Origin of the sequence: uncultured Desulfovibrio sp. (assembly GCF_902477725.1) — a bacterium.
Taxonomy (GTDB): Bacteria; Desulfobacterota; Desulfovibrionia; order Desulfovibrionales; family Desulfovibrionaceae; genus Desulfovibrio.
The window spans coordinates 81798-102221 of record NZ_CABSIF010000012.1; the positions used below are offsets into that span (position 1 = coordinate 81798).

A 20424-nucleotide genomic window follows, 5' to 3' on the forward strand; every position below is an offset into this window, starting at 1 on the left:
TGCTCTCTGCAAGACGGGCTTTGCATCAGGCCAGCAGTTGCGCACGTTGCGGAAGCAGTTTGCGACAGCAGATCATGGCTGAGTGTTCATAAGGCGGCGCTTTCCTTTTGAATGCGCCCTCGCCGCAACTGCCAAACCGGCATGCCACGGGGTTGCCATGTATCCTACACGCGTTGTACTTGCCTGCCTGGCGCGCACAGGCTGCATCAATGCAGCCATGACCGCCCGGGGGATGCAGCAGATAGGCCTGGCCTACGTGCTGGAGCCGGCCCTGCGCGAACTGTATCCCGAACCGCAGGCCTTTGCCCGCGCCATGAGCCGTTACGCGGGGCACAGCAACACCCACCCCTTCATGATTCCCCTTTTCGTGGGCATCCTGCTCTCGCTTGAGCAGGCCATCGCCAAGGGGGCGCTGCCGGAAGGCGCGCTGAATTCCGTGCGCGAAACTCTGGCCACAACCCTTTCCGCCCTGGGCGACTCATTTTTCAGCGGCACATTGCTGCCCCTGTGGTCGCTGCTCAGCATCAGCCTGCTGCTGGCGGGCTTTACCAACATTGCCATGCTGCTGGCGGTGATCCTGTTCGGTTCCCTGCTGCTGTTCAGGGCCATCTGTTTTGTTTCCGGCCTGCGGTACGGGCTGACCACGCTCGCCCGCCTGCGCAAGCTCAACCTCATCAACTGGGTGGACAGGCTCAAGATGGTCAATGCCGCGCTGGCCGCACTGGTTATCTGGCATCTGCCCATCAGCACCATGAAGCCCTTTCCCTGGACAGCCTACGCCATGGGCGCAGCAGCGGTGCTTGCCGCCGCATGGCTCGTGGGGCGAATGCGCCTGCCAAGACTGCTGCTTTGGGCTGTGACAACAGGAGCCCTTATTCTCGTGGACTTGGGCTTCATAGGCATGTAGAATATACGTGTTTTTCGGTAGTGGACACGCTTTGTCCCCCTTTGGCCGATAAAACGCTCATTAAGGTAGGATGATGGAAGAAGCCATTGAACAAACGCCGCGAGGACTGGCGCTACGGGTATGCATTGGCCTGCGCAACGGCCTGCACGCCCGCCCGGCGGCCCGTCTGGCGCAAGAGGCGCAGCGCTATGCCTCAGATATACTGCTTGTCAGCGACACCGGCGAAGTAGACGCCAAAAGCATGCTCGACATACTTTCTCTTGCGCCGCCCGCCAATGCGGAACTGACCCTGGTGGCTCAGGGTGACGATGCCCGCGAAGCTCTTTGCGGCCTGGCCCAATTTTTAACCAACCTACAGGACTGACATGGCCCGCGCGGTACTTTTCGGCACACCTGTTTCGCCTGGCGTAGCCATAGGCAGGGTGCGCTTCATGCACAAGACACGGCAGGATGACGAACGCCGCATCACTGCCGCCGAAGTGGCTGCGGAGCAGGAGACCCTGCGCGCCGCCGCTGAAAGCGTGCGCGCCTCACTGGCCGCCACCATGGAAAATGTGCCGGAAGACCTTTCGGAATACCGCGACGTCATTGCCGCCCAGATGGAAATGGCCCGCGACCCCAAGCTGCTCAAGGCCGCGCTGGCCCGCATAGAAAGCAACCTTGTGTGCGCCTCGTGGGCGCTCAAACTCACGGTGGATGAACTGTGCGCGCTGTTCAGAAGTATGGACGACGCCTACCTGCGCGACCGCGCCCAGGATATCCGCGCCGTGGGCCTGCGCCTGCGCGAGCATCTGGCGGCAGACCCGGCCCACAAGGGAGAGGATGAAACCCCCGGCGTGCTGGTGGCGGAAGACCTCTCCCCCGCCGATGTCATGGAACTCAACCTTGACCTGGTGCTGGGCATTCTGACCGCAGAAGGCGGCCCCACCTCCCACACGGCCATTTTGTCGCGCGGGCTGCACATTCCCTGCCTTGCGGGCGTTACCGGGCTCATGGACATTGCCCGCGAAAACGAAACCCTGGTGGTGGACGGTCTCGGCGGCAGCGTACTGCTCAGCCCCGATGAGGCTGACGAGGCCCGCTTTACGGCCCGGCGCGAGGAATATACGGCGTGGGAAGACCTCACGCTCAAATCTGCCCGCTGGCCTGCCGAAATGTGCGATGGCGTACGAGTGGAAGTTCAGGCCAACCTTGAAGGCACCAATGAACTGTCAGCTCTTGCCCAGTGCGGTGCCGACGGCGTGGGCCTGTACCGCACCGAATTTGCCTATTTTACCGACCGCCTGCCGTCAGAAGAAGACCTGCTGGCAGAATACGCGGCAGTGGCACAGCGGGCCGCGCCGGATCGGGTGGTGTTTCGCACGCTTGACGTGGGCGCAGACAAGATGCTCCACGCGCAGGCAGTGCTCAAGGAGCCTAACCCGGCGCTGGGTTTGCGCGGCATACGTTTTTGCCTGCGGCATCAGGGCATTTTTCGCACGCAGCTGCGGGCGCTCATGCGCGCCGGGGCTATGGGCAATGTGGCCATCATGCTGCCCATGATTTCCTGCATGGATGAAGTGCAGCAGGTGCGCCGCATCATGCAGGAACTGCATCAGGAGCTTGCGGCGCAAAACCTGCCCCACGCCCCATTGCTGCCCTTGGGCGTCATGGTTGAAACCCCGGCTGCGGCCCTTATTTGCGATGCCCTTGCGCGGGAGTGCGACTTTTTCAGCATCGGCACCAATGACCTTATCCACTACATAATGGGCATTGACCGCAACAACCGCCATGTGGCCTACCTCAACGAGCCGCTGCATCCGGCTATCGTGCGCTCGCTCAAGCACATAATTGACGCCGCCCACCGCGAGGGCATAGGTGTTTCCGTCTGCGGCGAGCTTGCTTCTGACCCCTTTGGCCTGGCCCTGCTGCTGGGCATGGGCGTGGACACTGTGTCCGCCGCCCCCCGATTTGTACCGGGCATGAAGCACCTTATACGCCAGTTCAACGCCCAGACCTGCATGGATCTGGCCAACAGCGTGCTGCTCAGCACCGATGTGGCCGCTTCCAAACGCATGGTGCGCGAAGCGTTGCAACAGTCACTGGGACAGGAACTGGCCTTTCACACCACAAGCCTTTTCACATACAGTCACCCATGAACCAAAAAATATCCCCATCCACTGTGGCCCTGAATAAAAAGGCCCGCCACCTCTATGAACTTTCCGAGTTCACCGAGGCGGGCATTGTACTGACCGGCCCGGAAGTCAAAAGCATCCGCGCGGGCAAGGTCAACTTTATCGACAGCTACGTAGACTTTCGCCAGGGAGAAGCCTGGCTTGTTTCGCTGCACATCGCGCCCTACGCCAACGCGGGCTATGTGTCGCAGGAGCCAGACCGCGCGCGCAAACTGCTGATGCACGAACGGGAAATTTCCAAATTCGCAGGGCTGGTGGCCCAGCAGGGCCTGACGGTTGTGCCCGTGCGCCTCTACTTCAAGCGGGGCAAGATCAAGGTAGAAATTGCCCTCGGCAAGGGCAAAAAACTGCACGACCACCGCGAAACACTCAAACGCAGGGCAGAAGAACGGGATATGGCCCGGGAGCTGTCCTAGCCTCCCGCTGTTCAAAGGGGCGCTCTTGCTGCAAGGGCGCTCCTTTTTTTACGCGCACTGCCCCGCCACAACCGCGCGGTACATCACTTTTACAAGGTTCGTCATGCGGCACCCTCCATTGCAAGCCCCCCTGCTCTGGCAGACGTATCTGGGCTTCTGGATAGCGGGCATTACCGCAGCACCCTGGCCTCTGCCCTCACTTTGCTGCGCCTTGCTGCTGTTTTTTGCGGATGCCCGCCTGTGGCGCGCCGCGCGCACGGCTCTTGCCGCCTTGTGCCTGCTGGCGGGATTTCTGACCGGATACTGGCAACTCTATGGTTGCCCGTGGCAAACGCTGCTCTCAACAGAAGAGCAGACAAGGCAAATGGGCCAGCTGCCCCAATGGCTGCACGAGTCTGCCCAGCCGCCGCGAGTGTGCGGCATTGTGCGCGATCTGCAGGGCCTGCCCGACAACCGCCTGCGCCTGCTGCTGGGCGATGTGCGCCCCGCCTGTGCAGACGGCAGAGACGGCTTGTCCTCTGCCTCTGATGCTGCCGCAATACCGCCAGACGCCACAAATTCAACTGTTCGCCCCCTGACCGGCAAACTGGCCTGGACATGGGAAGCCCCCACAGCCGCCATTGCCCTTTCTCCTCCGCTCCCCGGCCAGACAGTCTGCCTGACGCGGCGGCCCATGCCCGCGCAGGGCTTTGCCAATGAAGGCCAGACCGACTGGGGCCTGTGGCTGGCGGCTCAAGGCGTGCGGTGGCGCATGTGGACTCTGGGCAATCAGGGAGACCCGCGCATTTCCGGCCAGCCAACCATCTCCGCCCGCTGGCGCGAATCATTACGGCAGGATTTTGTGGGCGTGCTGTTTCCGGCCCAGGAGGCGGCACAGTCCCACGCAGACAAGCCAGACGAAACCACAGCGGCTGGCGCTTCCCCTCCGGCATCCCATAACAAACCCACGCAATACAAACTTTCGCAGGGCAAGGCCATCCTGCTGGCGCTGCTCTTTGGCGACAGGCAATACCTGAACCAGCAGACACTGAACAATTTTGCCTCGGCCACGCTGGTGCACAGTCTCGCCCTTTCCGGCCAGCATCTCACCGTGGCGGGCCTTGTGGGCCTGCTCTGCGTGCTTGCCGCCGCGCGCGTTCGCCCCGGCATCTACCTGCGCCGCCCCCGAGCAGTCTGGACGCTGCTGGCAACACTGCCGCCAGCACTGGCCTACCTGTGGCTGGGCGATGCCCCGGCGTCATTGCTGCGGGCTGCTGTCATGCTGCTGCTTCTTGCCGTCTATTTCTTGCGCGGACGGCCCCACACAACACTTGATGTGCTCTGCGCCGCCCTGCTCTGCATCAGCGTGGCTTCCCCCCTGAGCATGCTGGATACAGGCCTGCAACTTTCCGTACTGTGCGTGGCGGTCATCGGCATGAGCCTGCCCTGGCTGCGGATACTGGCCCCGGAGCCGGACCCGGCTGTGCAGATGCGGCGGAGCGGAGGCTTTGGCAGACGTATGAATCAGCAGCTTAAACGGGGAACGTGGGCCTTAACGCGGATATTTCTGGTTTCCCTGGGCATCCAGATTGCCCTTCTGCCTCTGAACATGATGCTGTTCAACAATATGGGGCACTGGTTCTGGCTCAATGTGCTCTGGCTGCCCGTGGCCGACATGCTGGTGTTGCCCGCCTCTGTGCTCGGCCTGTTCCTGTCCGCTCTGGGCCTTGACCTTGCGGCGCGGGCAGTGCTGGACACGGCGGCTCTGCCCTGCCAATGGCTTACAGACTGCCTTGCGTGGCTGGCTGGCGCGAACCTGTTGCAGCCCCCGGCCCTGCTGCGCCCGCACTGGACAGCCCTGCCTGCTTTTGCGGCTTTGCTTGGGGCCCTGGCGCTGAAGGCGGGGCGCGCAGACCTGCCCCGCGCGGCGCAACGTCTGCTGCTGGCCGGGGCGCTGCTGTTATGCGTTGGCCCGGCCCTGCGCACCGCTGAGCGCCTGTCAGACCACATTCGCCTTGATGTGCTGGATGTGGGGCAGAGTCAGGCCCTGCTGCTGCGTCTGCCGGGGCATGTGCGCCTGCTGCTGGACGGCGGGGGCAGCGCCTCGCCGCGTTTTGATCCGGGGCAGGCGCTGGTGGCCCCGGCCCTGACCTATAATGACACGCCGCACCTGACCGGCATACTCAACACCCACCCCGACCTTGACCACATGGGCGGCTTGCTGCACATACTGCGCGTTTTTCGTGTGGATCACCTGCTGGACAATGGGCGCGAAGGCAAGGGCAGCTGGGGCGAACAGTGGCGGGCGGCGCGCACGGCCCACCACAGCCGCGCCCTTGTGCGTGGGGATGTTCTGACGCTGGGCAAACCGTCTCTGGGTCTGCGCCTGGAAATTCTGCACCCTCCAATGAACGAGTGGGACGCATGGCAAGGCAACGATGCCTCTGTGGTGGCCCGGCTGACCCAGCATGGCCGTGGGCTGGCCCTGTTTTTGGGCGATGCGGAACGCCCTGTGCTGCGCCGCCTGCTGGATAACGGAGATGACCTGCGGGCCGAGGTGATTGTAGCGCCACACCATGGCTCTGCCACAGGGTTTCTGCCGGAATTTTATGCGGCGGTGCAGCCCGGCATTGTGGTCGCCTCGTGCGGGTTTGAAAACCGCTACGGCTACCCTTCTCAACCGCTGCGGGCGTGGTGTGATGCCACAGGCGCACCGCTGCACTACACAGGGCGCGACGGCGCTGTGCGGATTATCTGGCCCGCGCGCGGCGACAGCCTTGGCCAGCCAGCCATTCATTCCGCGCGGCCCTGAACGCGTACACCCCGGCGGCCTTTGCGGGCAACCGGGGTGCATCAGGAGGAACAATAACGCCTCTTGCAGGTCTTACCTATTTTTTAAGCCAGGCTTCTACCATCTGGGGATTTTCCTTCATGAAGCGGCGGGCGTTTTCCAGAGGATCTGCGCCCTTTTCCTGATTCCTGTTCATGAGCCTCTGGAGCTGGCTTGGATCTTCGTACCGAAAGTTGGTCAAAAAGGCCCAGGCATCGGGGTGGTCCTTTTTCAGACCCTTGCGGCCAACCTTGAAAATGCCTTCTTCCTTGCCCAGGCTGCCCAGCGGGTCATCCAGATAATGCATTTGCCAGCGGCCAAACATCCAGTGCGGCGACCAGGCCGTCACTACAATCCATTCCTGCTTGCGGATGGCCTCGGCCAGGCTGGAGGTCATGATGGTTCCACTGCCCTCCACAAGCTGCAACTTCTTGATGCCATAATCCTTCATGGCTTTTTCCGTAAGCTGCATCAGGCCGGAGCCCGGATCAATGCCCACAATGCGCCCCTGGAACTTGTCCGCGTTTGCGTCCAGTTCATCAATGGACTTGAGCGGCACATAGTCCGGCACGGCCAGCCCAAGGCGCGCACCGCCCACAAGCTTGCCCAGCATTTCCACCTGACTTTTCACCTTGCCGTACATGGCGGCGTGGGTATCGGGCAACCAGGCCGTGACCATGGCATCGGCATCGCCGGTAGCAATGCTCGTCCATAATATTGGCTGGGTAACAGGCAGCAATTCCACCTTATAACCGAGCTTGTCTTCCAGCACGGCCTTGGCAAGATTGCTGGAGGCGGTGGCGCAATCCCACTCGACATAGACGATTTTAAGGGTTTTGTTCTGTTTACTGTCGGCAGCGGCCTGAGCAGGCCACGCCCACAAAACCATGATGGCAAGAACCATTATAAAAAGTCTGCGTGTCATTGCGTCCTCCCGTCTAGTTTTGTCCGGCGCATTTTTGCGCCAACGCACGAAAGAGGCGATCAAGTGTGATTGCCACGATAACAATTCCAAGCCCGGCTTCAAAGCCATTTCCTATCTGCAATCTCTGGATTGCTTTCCAGACTTCGCCGCCAAGGCCGCGCGCACCGATCATGGCAGCAATGACCGCCATGGAAAGCGCCAGCATGATTGTCTGGTTCACGCCCGCCACAATGGTGGGCATGGCGAGGGGCAGCTCCAGCTTGCGCAGGCGCTGCATTCGCGTGAGGCCAAAGGCCTCGGCGCATTCCACAAGGTCTGCGGGAATCTGCCGGATGCCCAGGCAGGTAAGACGAATGGCGGGCGGCACGGAAAAGACCACCGTTGCCACCACTGCGCTTACCTTGCCGATACCGAAAAAGGGAATGGCGGGGATAAGATACACAAATGCGGGCATGGTCTGCATAACGTCCAGTACGGGCATGATGATCTGCCTGCCCCAGCGCGACACAGCCGCCAGGATGCCGCAGGGAACTCCCAGCAGCACGGAAAGCAAGGTTGCGGAAAGCACCAGGGCAAGCGTGCTCATGGTCGGTTCCCACAAGCCAAGGTTCCACAGCAGGGCAAAGCCGAGCATGGAGAAGGCGGGTAACTTGATGCTGCGCGTGGCCCACCAGCACACAAGACCCAGCAGGATGATGAACAGCCAGGGTTGGGGCAGCATGAGCAGGTTTTCAAATCCGTCCAGCAGCTTGCCCATTGCGGCAGAGCCAGCACGGGTAAAATCCGAGCAGGTTTCCACCAGAAAATCTACGGAGGCGTCAATGCTCTGGGCTAAGGGGATTCTAGGCAGCATTTTGACCTCCCGATTCCATGCCCTCCACCATTGCCGCCAGCAGCAGGCCGCGCACGATGACGCCCTGAAGCCGCTGTCGCTCGTCAACAACGGCCAGCGGATAAGGAAGCTCAGCCATGATGGGCATCACTTCTGCAATGGGGGTCGAGGGCGAAACTGTTGTTATGTCGCGCTGGGTGATGGCGGCAATGTCCGTCTTGCCTTGGGCCACCATGCGTTCGGCGTCGGCGGCATACAGAATGCCCGCAAAGCGCCGCTGCGCATCAATGACAAACAGTGAACTTATGGAATGCGCGGCCATCTTGCGCAAAACGGAATGCGGCCCGTCAAGGCCCAGCACGGCCCAGTCTTCTGACCGTTTCATGATGCCGCCAGCCGTGAGCACATGGGTCACGTCGGCAGAGGCCACAAAGCGGGCCACGTGACTGTTGGCTGGCGATTGCAGTATCTGCTCCGGCGTGCCGGTCTGCACCACCGCGCCGTCCTGCAGCAGCACAATGCGGTCGCCAAGCCGGAAGGCCTCGTTCAGATCATGGGTAATAAAGATGATTGTCTTGCGGATATCCTGCTGGAGCGTCAGGAGTTCTTCCTGCATTTCCTGCCGGATAAGCGGATCAAGCGCGCTGAAGGCCTCGTCCATCAGCAGCACTTCCGGCTCCATTGCCAGGGCGCGGGCAAGGCCCACACGCTGCTTCATGCCGCCGGAAAGCTGCCGGGGATAGGCATTGGCCCATTGGGAGAGGCCAACGCGTTCGAGTATTTCACCGCTTTTTTTCAGCCGCAGGGCCTCGCCCATGCCCATGGCCTCAAGGCCAAACGCCGCGTTTTGCAGCACTGTGCGGTGTGGGAAAAGGGCAAAATTCTGAAAAACCATGCCAAAACAGCGCTGCCGCACACGACGCAGCTCGCGCGGCTTCATCTGCATGATGTCCTGATCATCCACCAGCACGGAACCAGCCGTGGGCATGATAAGACCGTTGAGGCAGCGCAGCAGTGTGGACTTGCCGCTGCCGGAAAGTCCCATGACCACGAGCAGCTCGCTCTCTGCAATATTGAGGGAGACATCACGCAATGCCACGGTGGAGCGTGTCTGCCGCAAAATATCTTCGCGGGAACGCCCCTTGGATGCCAGTTGAAGGGCATGCTCCGGGTTTGGCCCAAAGACCTTGAACAGATTCTTGACGGAAATCTTCGCCATATACTCTCCTTCTGCCACAGCAGAAAACCGCTGCGGGTGTAGCCCCTGAGGAGGGACGAGTATATGGAAGCACGGCCCCAATGTGGCCGTCAAAACGAACGGGCTGGAGTCATCAGCGCAGACAGCACCAGCTTTTGAACGCCTCCTCGGTTATTACCGAACTTCCATAATGTTATAACAAAATCGTTAAACAACCAAGGCAGAAAAAAATCATAACTATACACGCAGCAGGTTATACTACGTCCATATGATTTTTGTAGTTTCTGCACCGACATTGCCACATTACTATAAAACAAAATTTTGTGCAAATATGGAAATTTGCTTCGCTATAATACATTATAAGTAATGTGCTGCATCATAAAATTACGCAATATATGCAAAACACAAAACAGCACTCTCGCGATGTAAAGCACATAGCTCAAAGGTGGGGAGGCAACAGAAAATGGGGAAAAACTTTTTCAGCAGCGGGCAAGCGGGAGTTCATCCCAGCTGGTTGTGAGGCGGGGGGAGCGGTGTTCCTGCCGCATATGCCAGGGAGCCTCGCCCATGCCTTGCGCGCCAAAGATAACCGTATCGCGGCCAAAACGGTTATTGATATTGTCCAGCGAGCGCATGAGGCTCTGCCGCCGTCCATCACCGCCGGATTCAAGCCCGGCCGCAAGGGCCAGCAAACTGCCCTGCACGGCATCAGCCCGCTCAAGGCCGTAGAGCATCACCCCAGCCTTTGCGTAGGCAAAACCGGGCAAAAACATACGCTCCAGCCCCTCCAGCGCCGTGCGGATGAACATCTGGCTGTCAGCCGTAGGCATGGGTAGGGGGCACTGGGCCGTCTGGTCGTAAAGCCGCTCCCCCGCTGCCGCCTGACCGGGGCGAGCCGTGCGGATATGAACGCCAAGCCCGCTGGCCACAAGGCCCTCGCGCCGCAGCCGCGTGGCCGCGCGCACGGCAAAGGTTGAGAGCGCCTGCGCCAGCATGGCCTTGTCGTGGATGCGCTGCGCAAACGAACGTGTGGACATGAGTGTTTTACGCGCCACAGGAGCGGTCTCGTTGCCAAGGCAGGGGACACCGCGCAACTCCAGAGCCGTGCGCCAGCCCGTCACGGTAAGCAGACGGCGCAGCATGATGTCGTCAGCGTTTTTCATATGCAGGGCCGTGCAGATGCCCTCGGCCCACAAGCGCCGCGCCTGCCGCCGCCCCACACCCCAAACATCCTCAACGGGCGTACCCGCAAGCACGCGGTCGATGTCGCGTTTTTGCCGTGCCAGGGAAAACACGCCCCCGTAGGACGGATGCTTTTTGGCCACATGTGTGGCAATCTTGGCAAGGGTGCGCGTTGCTCCAACCCCAACGGAAACTGTGATTCCCGTCCAGCGCTGGATGCGTTGCCGCACATCGCGGCAGAATTCAGGCAGATTGGCCCGCTGGGGGGCCTCAAGCCGCAAAAAGGATTCATCAATGGAGTACGGCTCCACCTGCGAGCAGCATTGCTCCAGAATATCGACCACCCGTGCGGAGATATCGCCGTACAGCGCGTAATTGGAGGAAAATACCGCCACGTTCAGCGCGCGCAACTGGGAACGCAGCTTGAATTCCGGCGCGCCCATGGGGATGCCCAGAGCCTTGGCCTCTGCCGAGCGCGACACAATGCAGCCATCGTTGTTGGAGAGCACCACCACAGGGCGATCGGCAAGATCGGGCCGGAACAGTTTTTCACACGAGGCGTAAAAATTGTTGCAGTCCACGAGCGCCCACAGGGACGCTGGCGAATCAGAGCTTGTGGACGACATAGGTGACAACGCCCCAAATGTGCACGAATTCGCTTTCTGTAATGTCGATGGGGTCAAACCGGGGATTCTCGGGGGCAAGCAAGACGCGCCCATCGCGGCGCAGCAGGCGCTTGACGGTCAGTTCCCCTTCCAGCGCGGCGATAACCACCTTGCGGTGCCCAGCCTCTACCGAGCGGTCAACCACCAGCAGGTCTCCGTCATGGATACCTGCGCCCAGCATGGATTCCCCATGCGCCCGCAAAAAGAAGGTGGCAGCCTCATTGCGCACCATATGCCGGTGCAGATCCAGCTTGCAGTCGAGGTAATCCTCCGCTGGAGAAGGAAAACCCGCCTCCACAGGCGTAAGATACAGGGGCAGCCCCGCCCTGTGGTCAGAAATGGCCGCTGCCGGAGCCAGCAGTTCCAGCGAAGACGAAATGAAAGCCATACCGCCTCCTGTGGATCGGTTCACCGCAGCCCAATGGGTACGGGTGGCAAAATCTGCAAAAATGCGGGGCAAAGCCACGCGGCCATCAGTTTTTAGCTTATTTTATCCTTGCAAGCAACGCCTGAGGTTGATATCCTGAATGAAAAGTTGAAACAACCCCGCCGAAAGCGTGTGCGGCAATCACCCATTCGCGCGGAAGCGAGGAACGCCATGCCCGAGAAATCAGACTTCAAAGAAACATTGCAAAGGCTTATGCAGGCCCTCAGCGTGGTCAGCGATGCGGAACTGGCAAGATCGCTGGGCATCACCCCGCAATCCGTGAGTGGAGCGCGCAAACGCGGCGAGGTGCCGCCTGCGTGGATTCAGACCTGCGCCGCCCAGACAGGCGTAAACGCCCACTGGCTTTTTTTTGGCAGCGGGCCCATGCGGCTGCCGGAAGCGGCGGATGGCGAACTGCCCAGCATTCAGGCGGATTGCGAAACGGATCTCATCAGCGTGCCGCTTGCAGAAGCGCGGCTCTCTGCCGGAACGGGCAGCCTTGAGGTCAATAATCACAGCCAGGGCAGCTATGCCTTCAGGGGCGATTTTTTACGCCGCAAGGGCAACCCCCGGCGCATGGTGCTCATGCGTGTTTCTGGCGACAGCATGGTGCCGGAAATTTTTGACAACGATCTGGTGCTGCTGGATCGGGGCCAGACGGAAATCAGCCCTGGGCGGCTTTATGCCGTTGGCTTTGAAGACGCCATCTATATAAAACGCATCGACAAGCTGCCCGGCAAGATTGTGCTGAACAGCGTCAACCCGGCCTATCCGCCTGTGAGCCTTGATCTGCGCGGCGACTGCGCCGACCAGTTCAGGGTTATTGGCCGCGTGCTGTGGTCTGGAAGGGAATACAGGTAAGAATGCTTGCGCACGGCACCCGGCGCGCGTACACTTTCAACATATAAGGTTTTTTCGCCAAGGAGTCTGGGATGTCGTCTGCTCGTCAATCCTTTGCAACGTTCTTTGCCAATCTTGCGGCATTCAGTGCGCTCTGTGCCGTGCTGCTTGTTGCCCACCCCGCCCTTGCCGCAGAGGCCATGCCGCAGGCTGCGCCGCCAGCTCAGCAGGATGCCAGCGCAGCTACCACCGCCGACAGCCCTGACCAGCAGGATTCCGCCCTTCCGGTGGAGAATCTGTTCAGCCAGACCTATCAGGCCTGCATGGACGAAGCTGCGGGGGTGACAACCGGCATGCAGGACTGCATGAATGCGGAACAGGAACGCCTTGAAACCCGCCTGAACGCGCAACGCGCGCGCATTGCAGCCGCCCTTAACCCGGAACGCGCCAAGGCTTTTAATGACGCCCTGAGTGCGTGGGATGCCCTGCGCAAGAGCGGTTCCCTTGCCATGTTTGACCCCAACGGCGGCACTCTTTCGCCGCTTATGGCTTCGCTCTGGTATCTGGAACAAACTGCCCGCATGGCGCGCTGGGTTGACGTCTTGCAGGAAAGCGCCGAACAGTAGCGAACAAGGTCCGGCATCACGGCTGGTACAAATCAATGACAGGTAAAGGCGCATCCTTGGGGGTGCGCTTTTCTTGTACCCGGCCTCTCGCGTAACAGGCAAAACAGCGGCGCTCTATGCGCAAATGGCGCATTGCCACGTTTATACCCAGAAGTAATTCAATAATTTCACATTATTGGTTTAGCAAGTTAGCACATTTTACCTTTCACAGGCTACGCAAAACAGACCAACAAGCTAGTAATCACATATCGTTGCGCCTATTATCAGTTACCAGTATACTCCCGCAATGCAAAATATGGGGGAAGTCTAACATGCTGCGCAACATACTGATGCTTGCCTCCATTATAATCATTCTTTCCGGGTGCCTTCCAGATTTGGCTGCTATTTCGACTGACCCACCTCCCAGCAAGCCTGTCATAGATGTCAATACCGGGAAAGTCCTTACCATGTGGATTCCAAAAGAAATGCGGCGGGTTGAAACGTGGAAATATATCGCCAGAGCCGAGGAGCGAATGTGTTCAGATGGTGACTATCTGGGGAAGTATATTCATGAGCTATCTTCATTCCAAAGATCAATATATAAAAAATATAATGATGATGGGGACAAAATCTGGGCATATTACTATTACTACGATTCCCCTGCTGCACCAAGCAGAATGGACTCTGTTACAGTTAAACGCATGACTGTTTTCAATCTGTACACGGACAGAAACGGTAAAATTTATGGCTGCACGTGGGCCAGATATTCCGGCGGCTACCACAGGGACCACGGCACGGACGATTGGCTAACCCCGTAGATCGAGACTCAGCAATCAAGACGCCCGATCATCAATAATATACTGTCAACGCACCAAAATGAACGCCTGATGGAACTCCTGCTATTCTGTAAAAGCATGCTTCTCGGCCTAGCGGTGGCAGCTCCGCTTGGGCCAATCGGCGTATTGTGCATAAACCGCGCGCTTGAACGCGGCTTTTGGGCTGGAGTAGCCGGAGGGCTGGGAACGGCCCTGGCCGATGCCATCTACGCGAGCCTTGCGGCGATCGGCTTTTCAACCTTAACGGCAACACTGGCCGTGCTTGCCCCGTGGCTCAAACTTCCAGGCGGTTTGTTCATGCTTTGGCTTGCCTGTAAAAGCCTGCGGCCAAATCCCCGGCGGGCGGCTACGCCTGCCCCCACCACTGAATTCAGGGGACTCTCCGGAACTATCGCCGCGACCTTCCTTCTTACGCTCACCAACCCGGTGACCATCTTCTCCTTTGCAGCAATATTCGCTGGCCTCGGCTTGACCGACACACCAGGGGCGATCAATGCCGTTGCCGTTGTTGCTGGAGTCTTTCTGGGGTCGCTATTGTGGTGGTTCTTGTTGAGCGGCGGCGTTGCTCTGGCTCAGCGGCGCTTGCCCGAAGAATTTTCCCTTTGCGCATCACGAATGTCCGGGATAATCCTCATGGGTTTCGGCTTTTATGCGCTCGGGTCTCTGCTTTATATGACAATCTGGCAATCTTGAGATGTAGCCTCGTAACTGAAAATTTCTCCTCCACAGCTTCACCTCTCCATTGGCGATAGAAAAATCAAAAAAAAAGGGCCGCAGGAACATGTATCATTCCTGCGGCCCTTTGCATAACAGCATGCTGATTACAGCTAACCCGCTGCAACACTCCCTTTCAATGCCCTGTAGTCCGTTTTGCCGCTGCCCAGCAGGGGGATCGCCTCCACCTTCACAATGCGCTTTATGGCGTACAGGGATGAAAGCCCCGCCCCGCGCAGGGCTGCGTTTACTTCCGGCAAGGAGAGCACCAGCGGGGTGAAGAGCATAATTGCCGAACCGCTTTCTTCCTCTGCGGCTTCCACTGCCAGCGCTGGGCCTTGCTCCGGCGCATCGCCCCGCTTGCCGAATATTTCAAGCAACACTGATTCGATCTGCGGCAGAGAAATCATTTCTCCGCCAATCTTCACAAAGCGCTTGAGCCGCCCCTGAAATGTCAGGCGGCCAGTTTCATCCATTCGCACAAGGTCGCCGGTGCGGTACCAGGTATGGCCTTCAAACTCCACAAAGGGCGAGGGTGCATCACTCAGGTAGCCGCCAAAAATGCTGGGGCCGCGCACCAGAAGCATGCCGGTTTGCCCCGCCTCCACGCGCCCGCAAATATTGCCGTCTTCTTCGCGCACCAGGGCCAGCGTTACCGAGGGCATTGCGTGGCCTATGGTTCCGCACACAATGTCGCCCGGCCTGTTGACGGAAACCACCGGGGAGCATTCCGTAACGCCATAGCCCTCACAAAGCGCCGCTTGCGGGCATTGCGCGGCAAAAGCGCGGTAGACGTGATCCTGGCATTTCTCCGCCCCCACGAAGGCACAGCGCAGGCTTGCCAGATTTTCTGTCCCTGCTGCCCGATCAAGCACTGCCCCAAGAAAGGTTGGTGGCGCGGCCATAAGCGAGAGTCTGTAATCGCGCACCAAAGCCGCCAGCGGGCCGGGTTCTGTGGGGTTGGGGTGGAAGGCGGCCCGGATGCCCAGCGACAGGGGCAACACAATATTCACCATGAGGCCGAAGGAATGGAACGGCGGCAGCATGGCAAGGACGCTATCGTCCGGCTCAAGGTGCAGTACCTCCACAATATCGCGGGCATTGGCGAGCAGATTGGCGTGACTCAAGGGCACGGCCTTGGGCAAGGATTCCGAGCCGGATGTAAAAAGCACCGCCGCAGTTTCCGGCACCGCGTATTTTTTCAAATTACGCAGCAAACGGGCTTTGAGTACGCCGCAAATTTTTTCCCTGATAGTCAGCGACGCGGCCAGTTTGTCCAACAGCACCCACTGCACAGGCAGGGATGCAAGGCCCAACCCCTGACGCTCCAGCCGCTCCTGCAGGGCCGTTGCGCTGAGAATATAGCTGACCCCGGTTATACTGATGCAGTGGCGGAGATTGGCTTCGCCCACTGTCCAGTTGAACAGCACAGGCGTCTTGCCTGCCAGCAGTGCGGCAAGCCACACCGTAACCACTGCGGGCGTGGCGGGCAGCATGATGCCAAGGCGCTCGCCGGGCAGCGTCCGTAAACGGGGAGCCAGAATCAATGCGCCCATGAGGATGTCCCTCCGGCTGCGCAGGCTTGCGCGGTCAGCCAGCAATGGCTGGACAGGGTCGGAACGCACCTGGGTCAGAAAGGCATCTGCAATGGTTGCGGCGTGTTCGGGTATGGCAAATTTATTGTCGGCGGCAGGCGCAAACCAGCCAGCAGGGGCGGGAGCGTCCGCATTGGCCTCGCCAAGCTGCCCACTCGCCGCCAGCAGGCAATCACGCACAGTAACCAGAAGTTCCAGATTTGCGATATTGGTGCCGTGCGCCCCTTCCAGACTGAGGGCCAGATCCATGAGTGCCAGGCTGTCCAACCCCAGATCGCCGCCCAAGGTCATATCGTCCGAGAGCGGCTGATCTTCCGGCAGGCCAGCCGCCTCACGCAGGGCCGCATACACGGCGGCGCGCACTCCCGCTGGAATATCCGTCTCCTCCGGCACATGGTTTTGCGGCACGGCATCCAGAATCCGCGCCTCGCTGCCCTGCCATAAAAAGCGGGGAATCCCCTGCGCCGGGCGCTCCGCCTGATTATAAAACTGCTCCAGCCAGAGGTTGAGCACACGCTTGTCGCCCGTGCGGGGCAGATCAGCGGCTTCCACAAACTCCACCGCCACGGGGCGGCGCGGTGTGAAGAACACCAGATTGGCAACTACCGCCAGCGCGCCACGCAGCAGCACCTTGCCAAAATGCGGCGCCTTGCCTGTGGCCCCATAGCCGAAAGCACTGCCCCACAATCCCGTTGTGCGCACCAGCACCACCCGCAGGCCGGGCATTTTTTGCAGAACAAGCGCTGCCCCGGAGTTGCCGCCAAGGCTCTCCCTGGCTGAGCGATAAATCCTCCCTGCGGGATACAGCAATACGTTGTCCCCGGCCTGCAAGGCATTCAGCACGGCCTGCATGCCAGCTTCAACGCCCTGCCGGGCCTTGGCCCCATCCTTCATGGCGTCAGGAATAAGCACTGCGCGCAGGGCCTTTGCTGCCAGCCGCCCAAACGGGCCTTCCATCTGGCGCTCGTCTGCCAGGGGGCGCGGCGCATGATCTGCCAGCAGTGAATATACAATAATAGGGTCAATCAGCGCGGGATGGTTGGGCATGAACAGGATAGGGCCGGGGCCGGATATGGCTTCAAGCCCGGTCGCGGTCACGCGGTAGCGCAGGCCCAGCAGCAGGCGCAGGCACAGGCCCATGAGGCTGAAGCGCTTGCCGCAAGAAAACATGCGAGTAATGCACACGGCGGCCCAGCCGATGAAAACCAGCGTTACAAGGCCACTGCCAGCCAGAAGCCAGGCCGGCGGCACCTTGCCCAGCCATGCGAACAGCAGCCCGGAAAGAAGGATGCCGCTGAAGCACGAAAAGTTGGAAATCCCCAGGGTTTTGCCTTTTTCCGTGGACGCTGGCTTTACCTGAATAAAGCTCACAAGCGGTATGAGGTACAGGCCGCCGCAAACGCCGGAAAACGTCAGCAGCAGAAAAAGCCAGGGGAATTGCAACGCCTCCGGCAGCAACGGGGCAAGGCCGGAAAGCACGAGGCCAAGGCCAAGCCCTGCGCCAGCCGGAACCATAATACGCCGCCAGCTTGTGGCCTCGTACCGCCCGGCCAGAACAGAGCCTATGCATATGCCAATCATCATGGCTACGGAAAGCAGGCTCGTAACAGTAAGCGAAAAGCCCAGCTGGATGATGCCGAGATTGTTGATGCACAACAGGGCAAAGGACGACAGGCAATAAAAAAATGCCTCTCCCGCTAGCGTCAGAAAAAGATGCGGGTCGCGTCTGCGGCACTCCAGCGCATGGAGTACGGAATGCATTGGCCCCAACAGGGGAAAAGGAGCGTTTGCCCCCGCAGAAACAACGCTCTTGCCAATACCGAAGGCGGACGCCAGCCCGATAACAGCGATAAATACAGCCACCGCACCCACTGCCAATCGGCCAAAACCGTACCCTCCCTGTGGGATGAATGCGGCAAAGGCTGAAAATTCCGGCAGATCCAGCACCATGCCCCCAGCGGCGATACCCAGCAGAATAGTTGCCGTGGTTGCCAGCTTGAGCAGTGCATTAACCCGTGGCACTTCCAGCGGAGGGAAGTTTTCCGGTATGGCTCCGTTAAGGGCCGGGCTGAAGATTGTGGATTGCAGGCCCATCAAAGAGACCACCGCCACCATGCCCGTCCAGCTCATGTTCACGAGCGCCCACACACCATAGAGCATGGCAGCCAGTTCCATGAATTTGGACCAGATGACCATTCTATTTTTGGGCATGCGGTCGGCCAGCCAGCCCGCCCAGGCAGAAAAAACCACAAATGGCAGGGCGAACATGGCGGAGGCAATGCCCTGAATGGACTCAAGCCCCGCACTGGCGGCAAGCAGCAGCGCGGCCTGTTTGAAAAAATTGTCGTTGAATGTGCCCATGGCGTAGGTGGTGCCCATGCTCAGCAGTATTTTTTTCCCACTGGCTGCCGGGAGTGATTCGGGCGGCTGGTTCATGCGTTTGTTCCCTTTTCTGCTTGGGGCTGCGCTGCGGCCCCTTCTTGCAGATCTTCTTCAATAAAAAGGCGAAGTTTTTCCAGAGAATCCAGCACAATATGGTGGCATACAGAATACAGTGCCTGCCTGCCCTCGCGCCGCACTGCGAGGATTCCGGCTTTTTCCAGCACGGTAAGGTGATGCACAATGGTGGAACGGCCAAAATCAAATTCTGCGGCAATATCCTTGATGGAAAGCTCCTCGCCAGGCTCAAACAAAAGCAGGATGCGCTGGCGTGTGGTATCCCCCATGGCTGCGAATACTGCGGCTACGGGCTGCCAATGGTCAGGGAGGGTATTCAGATACGTCGTTCTCATAACTATATAACTAGTTTTTTAGTTATAATAAGTCAAATAAAAATTTTCATCAATAATTCGTGATAATAATTTAGGATAACAGCGAATTGTATATCATACCCTGGGCTGGCGGCATGCCACCTCTGGCCAGGGCGACACTTCCTCAGATTGAAATGCCCCTGCTCTCCGATCTACGCCGCCAGAACATCCTCAGGACTCGTGGCCTGCTGGCCGCTACGCCACTGCACTACCAGCGCGCGGCGCAGCAGTAGAAGTACGCGTGATGAGCTTATGACTGTATTCCACGCGGGTGATATTTCGATCAGAGGCCGCTCCGCTGATTTTATTGTGCAAAATTTCCAGTGCGTTGCGTCCCTTATCGCGCATATAATGCTCAACCGTGGTCAGTGCCACGCCCGCAAAGCCTGAGGGAAATATATTGTCAAAGCCGCAAACACTGTAGTCGCCGGGAATGGTAAAGCCTGCTCCGCGCACGGCATCTATCACGCCGTAAGCCACCATGTCGTTCACCGCCACAAAGGCGGTGATTTTTTTGTCATCAAGGCATTTGCGCGTCAGCTCAAGGCCCACAATGTGTTCGATCTGCAAATTCTCCAGCTCTGTCTCGGGGCTGATATCCCGGCTTTTTACCAGCACCGTGCCTTGGGGGCACAGTTGGGCAAAGGTGTCGCGCAGGCCCTGCAATCGCTGCATGCGGATGGGGTTGGCCTGATCCAGCGTAGTGGAAATGTAGGCCAGATGCTGATGCCCCAGATCGTGCATATGCCGGGCAATGAGGCTGCCTGCATCGTAATTGTTCAATTCCACCGTATCCACATTAAGATTCTGCCGCCTGTCGCCAATAACAACCATGGGCAACTTGCGGTCAGCCTTTTCAAGCACTTCTTCCGGATGGGCCAGCAGGGCAAAAATAATACCTGCCATGCCCATATTGCGCGCAAGGCGCAGGGCCGACAGCTCGCTCTCAAGGCTGCGGTAGGTGGTATAGATGCTGGTGGCATAGCCCTTGAGCGCGGCGGCCTGCTGCATGGCCTGAATAACTGTGGAATAATATGGATTGGTGACGTTGGGGGCCACCACAAGCACTGAGGGAACGTTTGCACACCCAACGGCTCTCCTTGCATTCCGATAGCCCAGACTCTCCGCCGCCGCAAAAACTGCGGCAATGGTTTCGTCAGCAAACGACACACCTTCGCGCCCGTTGAGCACCATCGAAACCGTTGCCTGAGAAACTCCGGCTGCCTTTGCCACATGGGCAAGCGTAACTTTTTTTGCGGCGGTATGCCTGACGCGACTCTTGCTGCTTGCTTCTGCCGTCATGGCAGCCTCCTGTTCAGTCATGGGCGATTCCACACGGCAGACGCATGGCAACCAGGCCTAAGGCTTTATTCAGATTTTTATGTATCAAAAGAATTATTTTTTATTTAATAAATATTCAATTGACACAATTTTTTTCAGCGTGATATCAAACCCTAAATTTAGCCATATTCAACATTATTTTTGAAGT

At 59.1% G+C, this 20424-nt stretch carries 17 protein-coding genes; 9 read left to right on the forward strand and 8 right to left on the reverse strand.

Going from position 1 to position 20424, the window contains the following annotated elements:
• Positions 1 to 157: 157 nt before the first annotated feature.
• The 5 genes from RDK48_RS11835 to RDK48_RS11855 all read left to right on the forward strand — a co-directional run bounded on the left by RDK48_RS11835 (position 158) and on the right by RDK48_RS11855 (position 6288).
• Positions 158 to 907: a PTS system mannose/fructose/sorbose family transporter subunit IID gene (locus RDK48_RS11835; RefSeq protein WP_027180723.1), complete on the forward strand. Its 750-nt coding sequence runs from the start codon at positions 158 to 160 to the stop codon at positions 905 to 907.
• Between the two features lie 73 nt (positions 908 to 980).
• On the forward strand, positions 981 to 1271 hold the full coding sequence (locus RDK48_RS11840) for an HPr family phosphocarrier protein (protein WP_027180722.1): 291 nt from the start codon (positions 981 to 983) through the stop codon (positions 1269 to 1271).
• A gap of 1 nt (position 1272) precedes the next feature.
• The gene (gene ptsP, locus RDK48_RS11845; protein ID WP_298993961.1) at positions 1273 to 3045 is read left to right on the forward strand and encodes a phosphoenolpyruvate--protein phosphotransferase; all 1773 of its coding nucleotides are present in this window, start codon (positions 1273 to 1275) and stop codon (positions 3043 to 3045) included.
• Complete coding sequence (smpB, locus tag RDK48_RS11850) at positions 3042 to 3497, forward strand: SsrA-binding protein SmpB (protein ID WP_298993959.1); 456 nt, start codon at positions 3042 to 3044, stop codon at positions 3495 to 3497. Before ptsP ends, smpB begins: the two co-directional genes overlap by 4 nt.
• 103 nt (positions 3498 to 3600) lie before the next feature.
• Positions 3601 to 6288: a ComEC/Rec2 family competence protein gene (locus RDK48_RS11855; RefSeq protein ID WP_298993957.1), complete on the forward strand. Its 2688-nt coding sequence runs from the start codon at positions 3601 to 3603 to the stop codon at positions 6286 to 6288.
• Positions 6289 to 6364: 76 nt separating this feature from the next.
• Here RDK48_RS11855 and RDK48_RS11860 read toward each other — a convergent pair whose 3' ends face one another.
• From RDK48_RS11860 to RDK48_RS11880, 5 genes are all read right to left on the reverse strand, one after another.
• On the reverse strand, positions 6365 to 7231 hold the full coding sequence (locus tag RDK48_RS11860) for a glycine betaine ABC transporter substrate-binding protein (RefSeq protein ID WP_298993955.1): 867 nt from the start codon (positions 7229 to 7231) through the stop codon (positions 6365 to 6367).
• A gap of 13 nt (positions 7232 to 7244) precedes the next feature.
• Positions 7245 to 8084, reverse strand: a complete 840-nt coding sequence (locus tag RDK48_RS11865) for a proline/glycine betaine ABC transporter permease (RefSeq protein ID WP_298993953.1) — start codon at positions 8082 to 8084, stop codon at positions 7245 to 7247.
• Positions 8074 to 9282, reverse strand: a complete 1209-nt coding sequence (locus RDK48_RS11870) for a glycine betaine/L-proline ABC transporter ATP-binding protein (protein WP_298993952.1) — start codon at positions 9280 to 9282, stop codon at positions 8074 to 8076. Before RDK48_RS11870 ends, RDK48_RS11865 begins: the two co-directional genes overlap by 11 nt.
• A gap of 458 nt (positions 9283 to 9740) precedes the next feature.
• The gene (locus RDK48_RS11875; RefSeq protein WP_298993950.1) at positions 9741 to 11069 is read right to left on the reverse strand and encodes a Y-family DNA polymerase; all 1329 of its coding nucleotides are present in this window, start codon (positions 11067 to 11069) and stop codon (positions 9741 to 9743) included.
• On the reverse strand, positions 11050 to 11496 hold the full coding sequence (locus RDK48_RS11880) for a LexA family transcriptional regulator (protein WP_298993949.1): 447 nt from the start codon (positions 11494 to 11496) through the stop codon (positions 11050 to 11052). The genes RDK48_RS11875 and RDK48_RS11880 overlap by 20 nt, the downstream gene beginning before the upstream one ends.
• A 210-nt stretch (positions 11497 to 11706) precedes the next feature.
• On the opposite strand from RDK48_RS11880, the gene RDK48_RS11885 reads away from it, so the two are divergent.
• The 4 genes from RDK48_RS11885 (at position 11707) to RDK48_RS11900 (ending at position 14509) form a co-directional block, all read left to right on the forward strand.
• Positions 11707 to 12396, forward strand: coding sequence for a helix-turn-helix transcriptional regulator (locus RDK48_RS11885; protein ID WP_298993947.1), 690 nt, complete (start codon positions 11707 to 11709; stop codon positions 12394 to 12396).
• Positions 12397 to 12467: 71 nt separating this feature from the next.
• Positions 12468 to 13001: a lysozyme inhibitor LprI family protein gene (locus RDK48_RS11890; protein WP_298993945.1), complete on the forward strand. Its 534-nt coding sequence runs from the start codon at positions 12468 to 12470 to the stop codon at positions 12999 to 13001.
• A gap of 311 nt (positions 13002 to 13312) precedes the next feature.
• Entirely contained in the window at positions 13313 to 13798 is a 486-nt protein-coding gene (locus RDK48_RS11895; protein ID WP_298993943.1) for a hypothetical protein, read from the forward strand.
• 69 nt (positions 13799 to 13867) lie between these two features.
• Positions 13868 to 14509 carry a LysE family translocator gene (locus tag RDK48_RS11900; protein WP_298993941.1) on the forward strand — a complete coding sequence of 214 codons (642 nt, stop codon included), beginning with the start codon at positions 13868 to 13870 and terminating at the stop codon, positions 14507 to 14509.
• Positions 14510 to 14643: 134 nt separating this feature from the next.
• On the opposite strand, the gene RDK48_RS11905 is transcribed toward RDK48_RS11900, so the two are convergent.
• From RDK48_RS11905 to RDK48_RS11915, 3 genes are all read right to left on the reverse strand, one after another.
• Positions 14644 to 18561 (reverse strand): MFS transporter, encoded by a 3918-nt coding sequence (locus RDK48_RS11905; protein ID WP_298993939.1) that lies wholly within the window; start codon positions 18559 to 18561, stop codon positions 14644 to 14646.
• Entirely contained in the window at positions 18558 to 18917 is a 360-nt protein-coding gene (locus RDK48_RS11910; RefSeq protein WP_298993937.1) for a helix-turn-helix transcriptional regulator, read from the reverse strand. Before RDK48_RS11910 ends, RDK48_RS11905 begins: the two co-directional genes overlap by 4 nt.
• Before the next feature lie 213 nt (positions 18918 to 19130).
• Positions 19131 to 20258: a LacI family DNA-binding transcriptional regulator gene (locus tag RDK48_RS11915; RefSeq protein WP_298993935.1), complete on the reverse strand. Its 1128-nt coding sequence runs from the start codon at positions 20256 to 20258 to the stop codon at positions 19131 to 19133.
• Positions 20259 to 20424: the final 166 nt, after the last annotated feature.

Coding starts and splice junctions, on each gene's coding strand:
- RDK48_RS11835 (WP_027180723.1), top strand. CDS start 158: ATGTATCCTACACGCGTTGTACTTGCCTGCCTGGCGCGCACAGGCTGC.
- RDK48_RS11840 (WP_027180722.1), top strand. CDS start 981: ATGGAAGAAGCCATTGAACAAACGCCGCGAGGACTGGCGCTACGGGTA.
- ptsP (WP_298993961.1), top strand. CDS start 1,273: ATGGCCCGCGCGGTACTTTTCGGCACACCTGTTTCGCCTGGCGTAGCC.
- smpB (WP_298993959.1), top strand. CDS start 3,042: ATGAACCAAAAAATATCCCCATCCACTGTGGCCCTGAATAAAAAGGCC.
- RDK48_RS11855 (WP_298993957.1), top strand. CDS start 3,601: ATGCGGCACCCTCCATTGCAAGCCCCCCTGCTCTGGCAGACGTATCTG.
- RDK48_RS11860 (WP_298993955.1), bottom strand. CDS start 7,231: ATGACACGCAGACTTTTTATAATGGTTCTTGCCATCATGGTTTTGTGG.
- RDK48_RS11865 (WP_298993953.1), bottom strand. CDS start 8,084: ATGCTGCCTAGAATCCCCTTAGCCCAGAGCATTGACGCCTCCGTAGAT.
- RDK48_RS11870 (WP_298993952.1), bottom strand. CDS start 9,282: ATGGCGAAGATTTCCGTCAAGAATCTGTTCAAGGTCTTTGGGCCAAAC.
- RDK48_RS11875 (WP_298993950.1), bottom strand. CDS start 11,069: ATGTCGTCCACAAGCTCTGATTCGCCAGCGTCCCTGTGGGCGCTCGTG.
- RDK48_RS11880 (WP_298993949.1), bottom strand. CDS start 11,496: ATGGCTTTCATTTCGTCTTCGCTGGAACTGCTGGCTCCGGCAGCGGCC.
- RDK48_RS11885 (WP_298993947.1), top strand. CDS start 11,707: ATGCCCGAGAAATCAGACTTCAAAGAAACATTGCAAAGGCTTATGCAG.
- RDK48_RS11890 (WP_298993945.1), top strand. CDS start 12,468: ATGTCGTCTGCTCGTCAATCCTTTGCAACGTTCTTTGCCAATCTTGCG.
- RDK48_RS11895 (WP_298993943.1), top strand. CDS start 13,313: ATGCTGCGCAACATACTGATGCTTGCCTCCATTATAATCATTCTTTCC.
- RDK48_RS11900 (WP_298993941.1), top strand. CDS start 13,868: ATGGAACTCCTGCTATTCTGTAAAAGCATGCTTCTCGGCCTAGCGGTG.
- RDK48_RS11905 (WP_298993939.1), bottom strand. CDS start 18,561: ATGAACCAGCCGCCCGAATCACTCCCGGCAGCCAGTGGGAAAAAAATA.
- RDK48_RS11910 (WP_298993937.1), bottom strand. CDS start 18,917: ATGAGAACGACGTATCTGAATACCCTCCCTGACCATTGGCAGCCCGTA.
- RDK48_RS11915 (WP_298993935.1), bottom strand. CDS start 20,258: ATGACTGAACAGGAGGCTGCCATGACGGCAGAAGCAAGCAGCAAGAGT.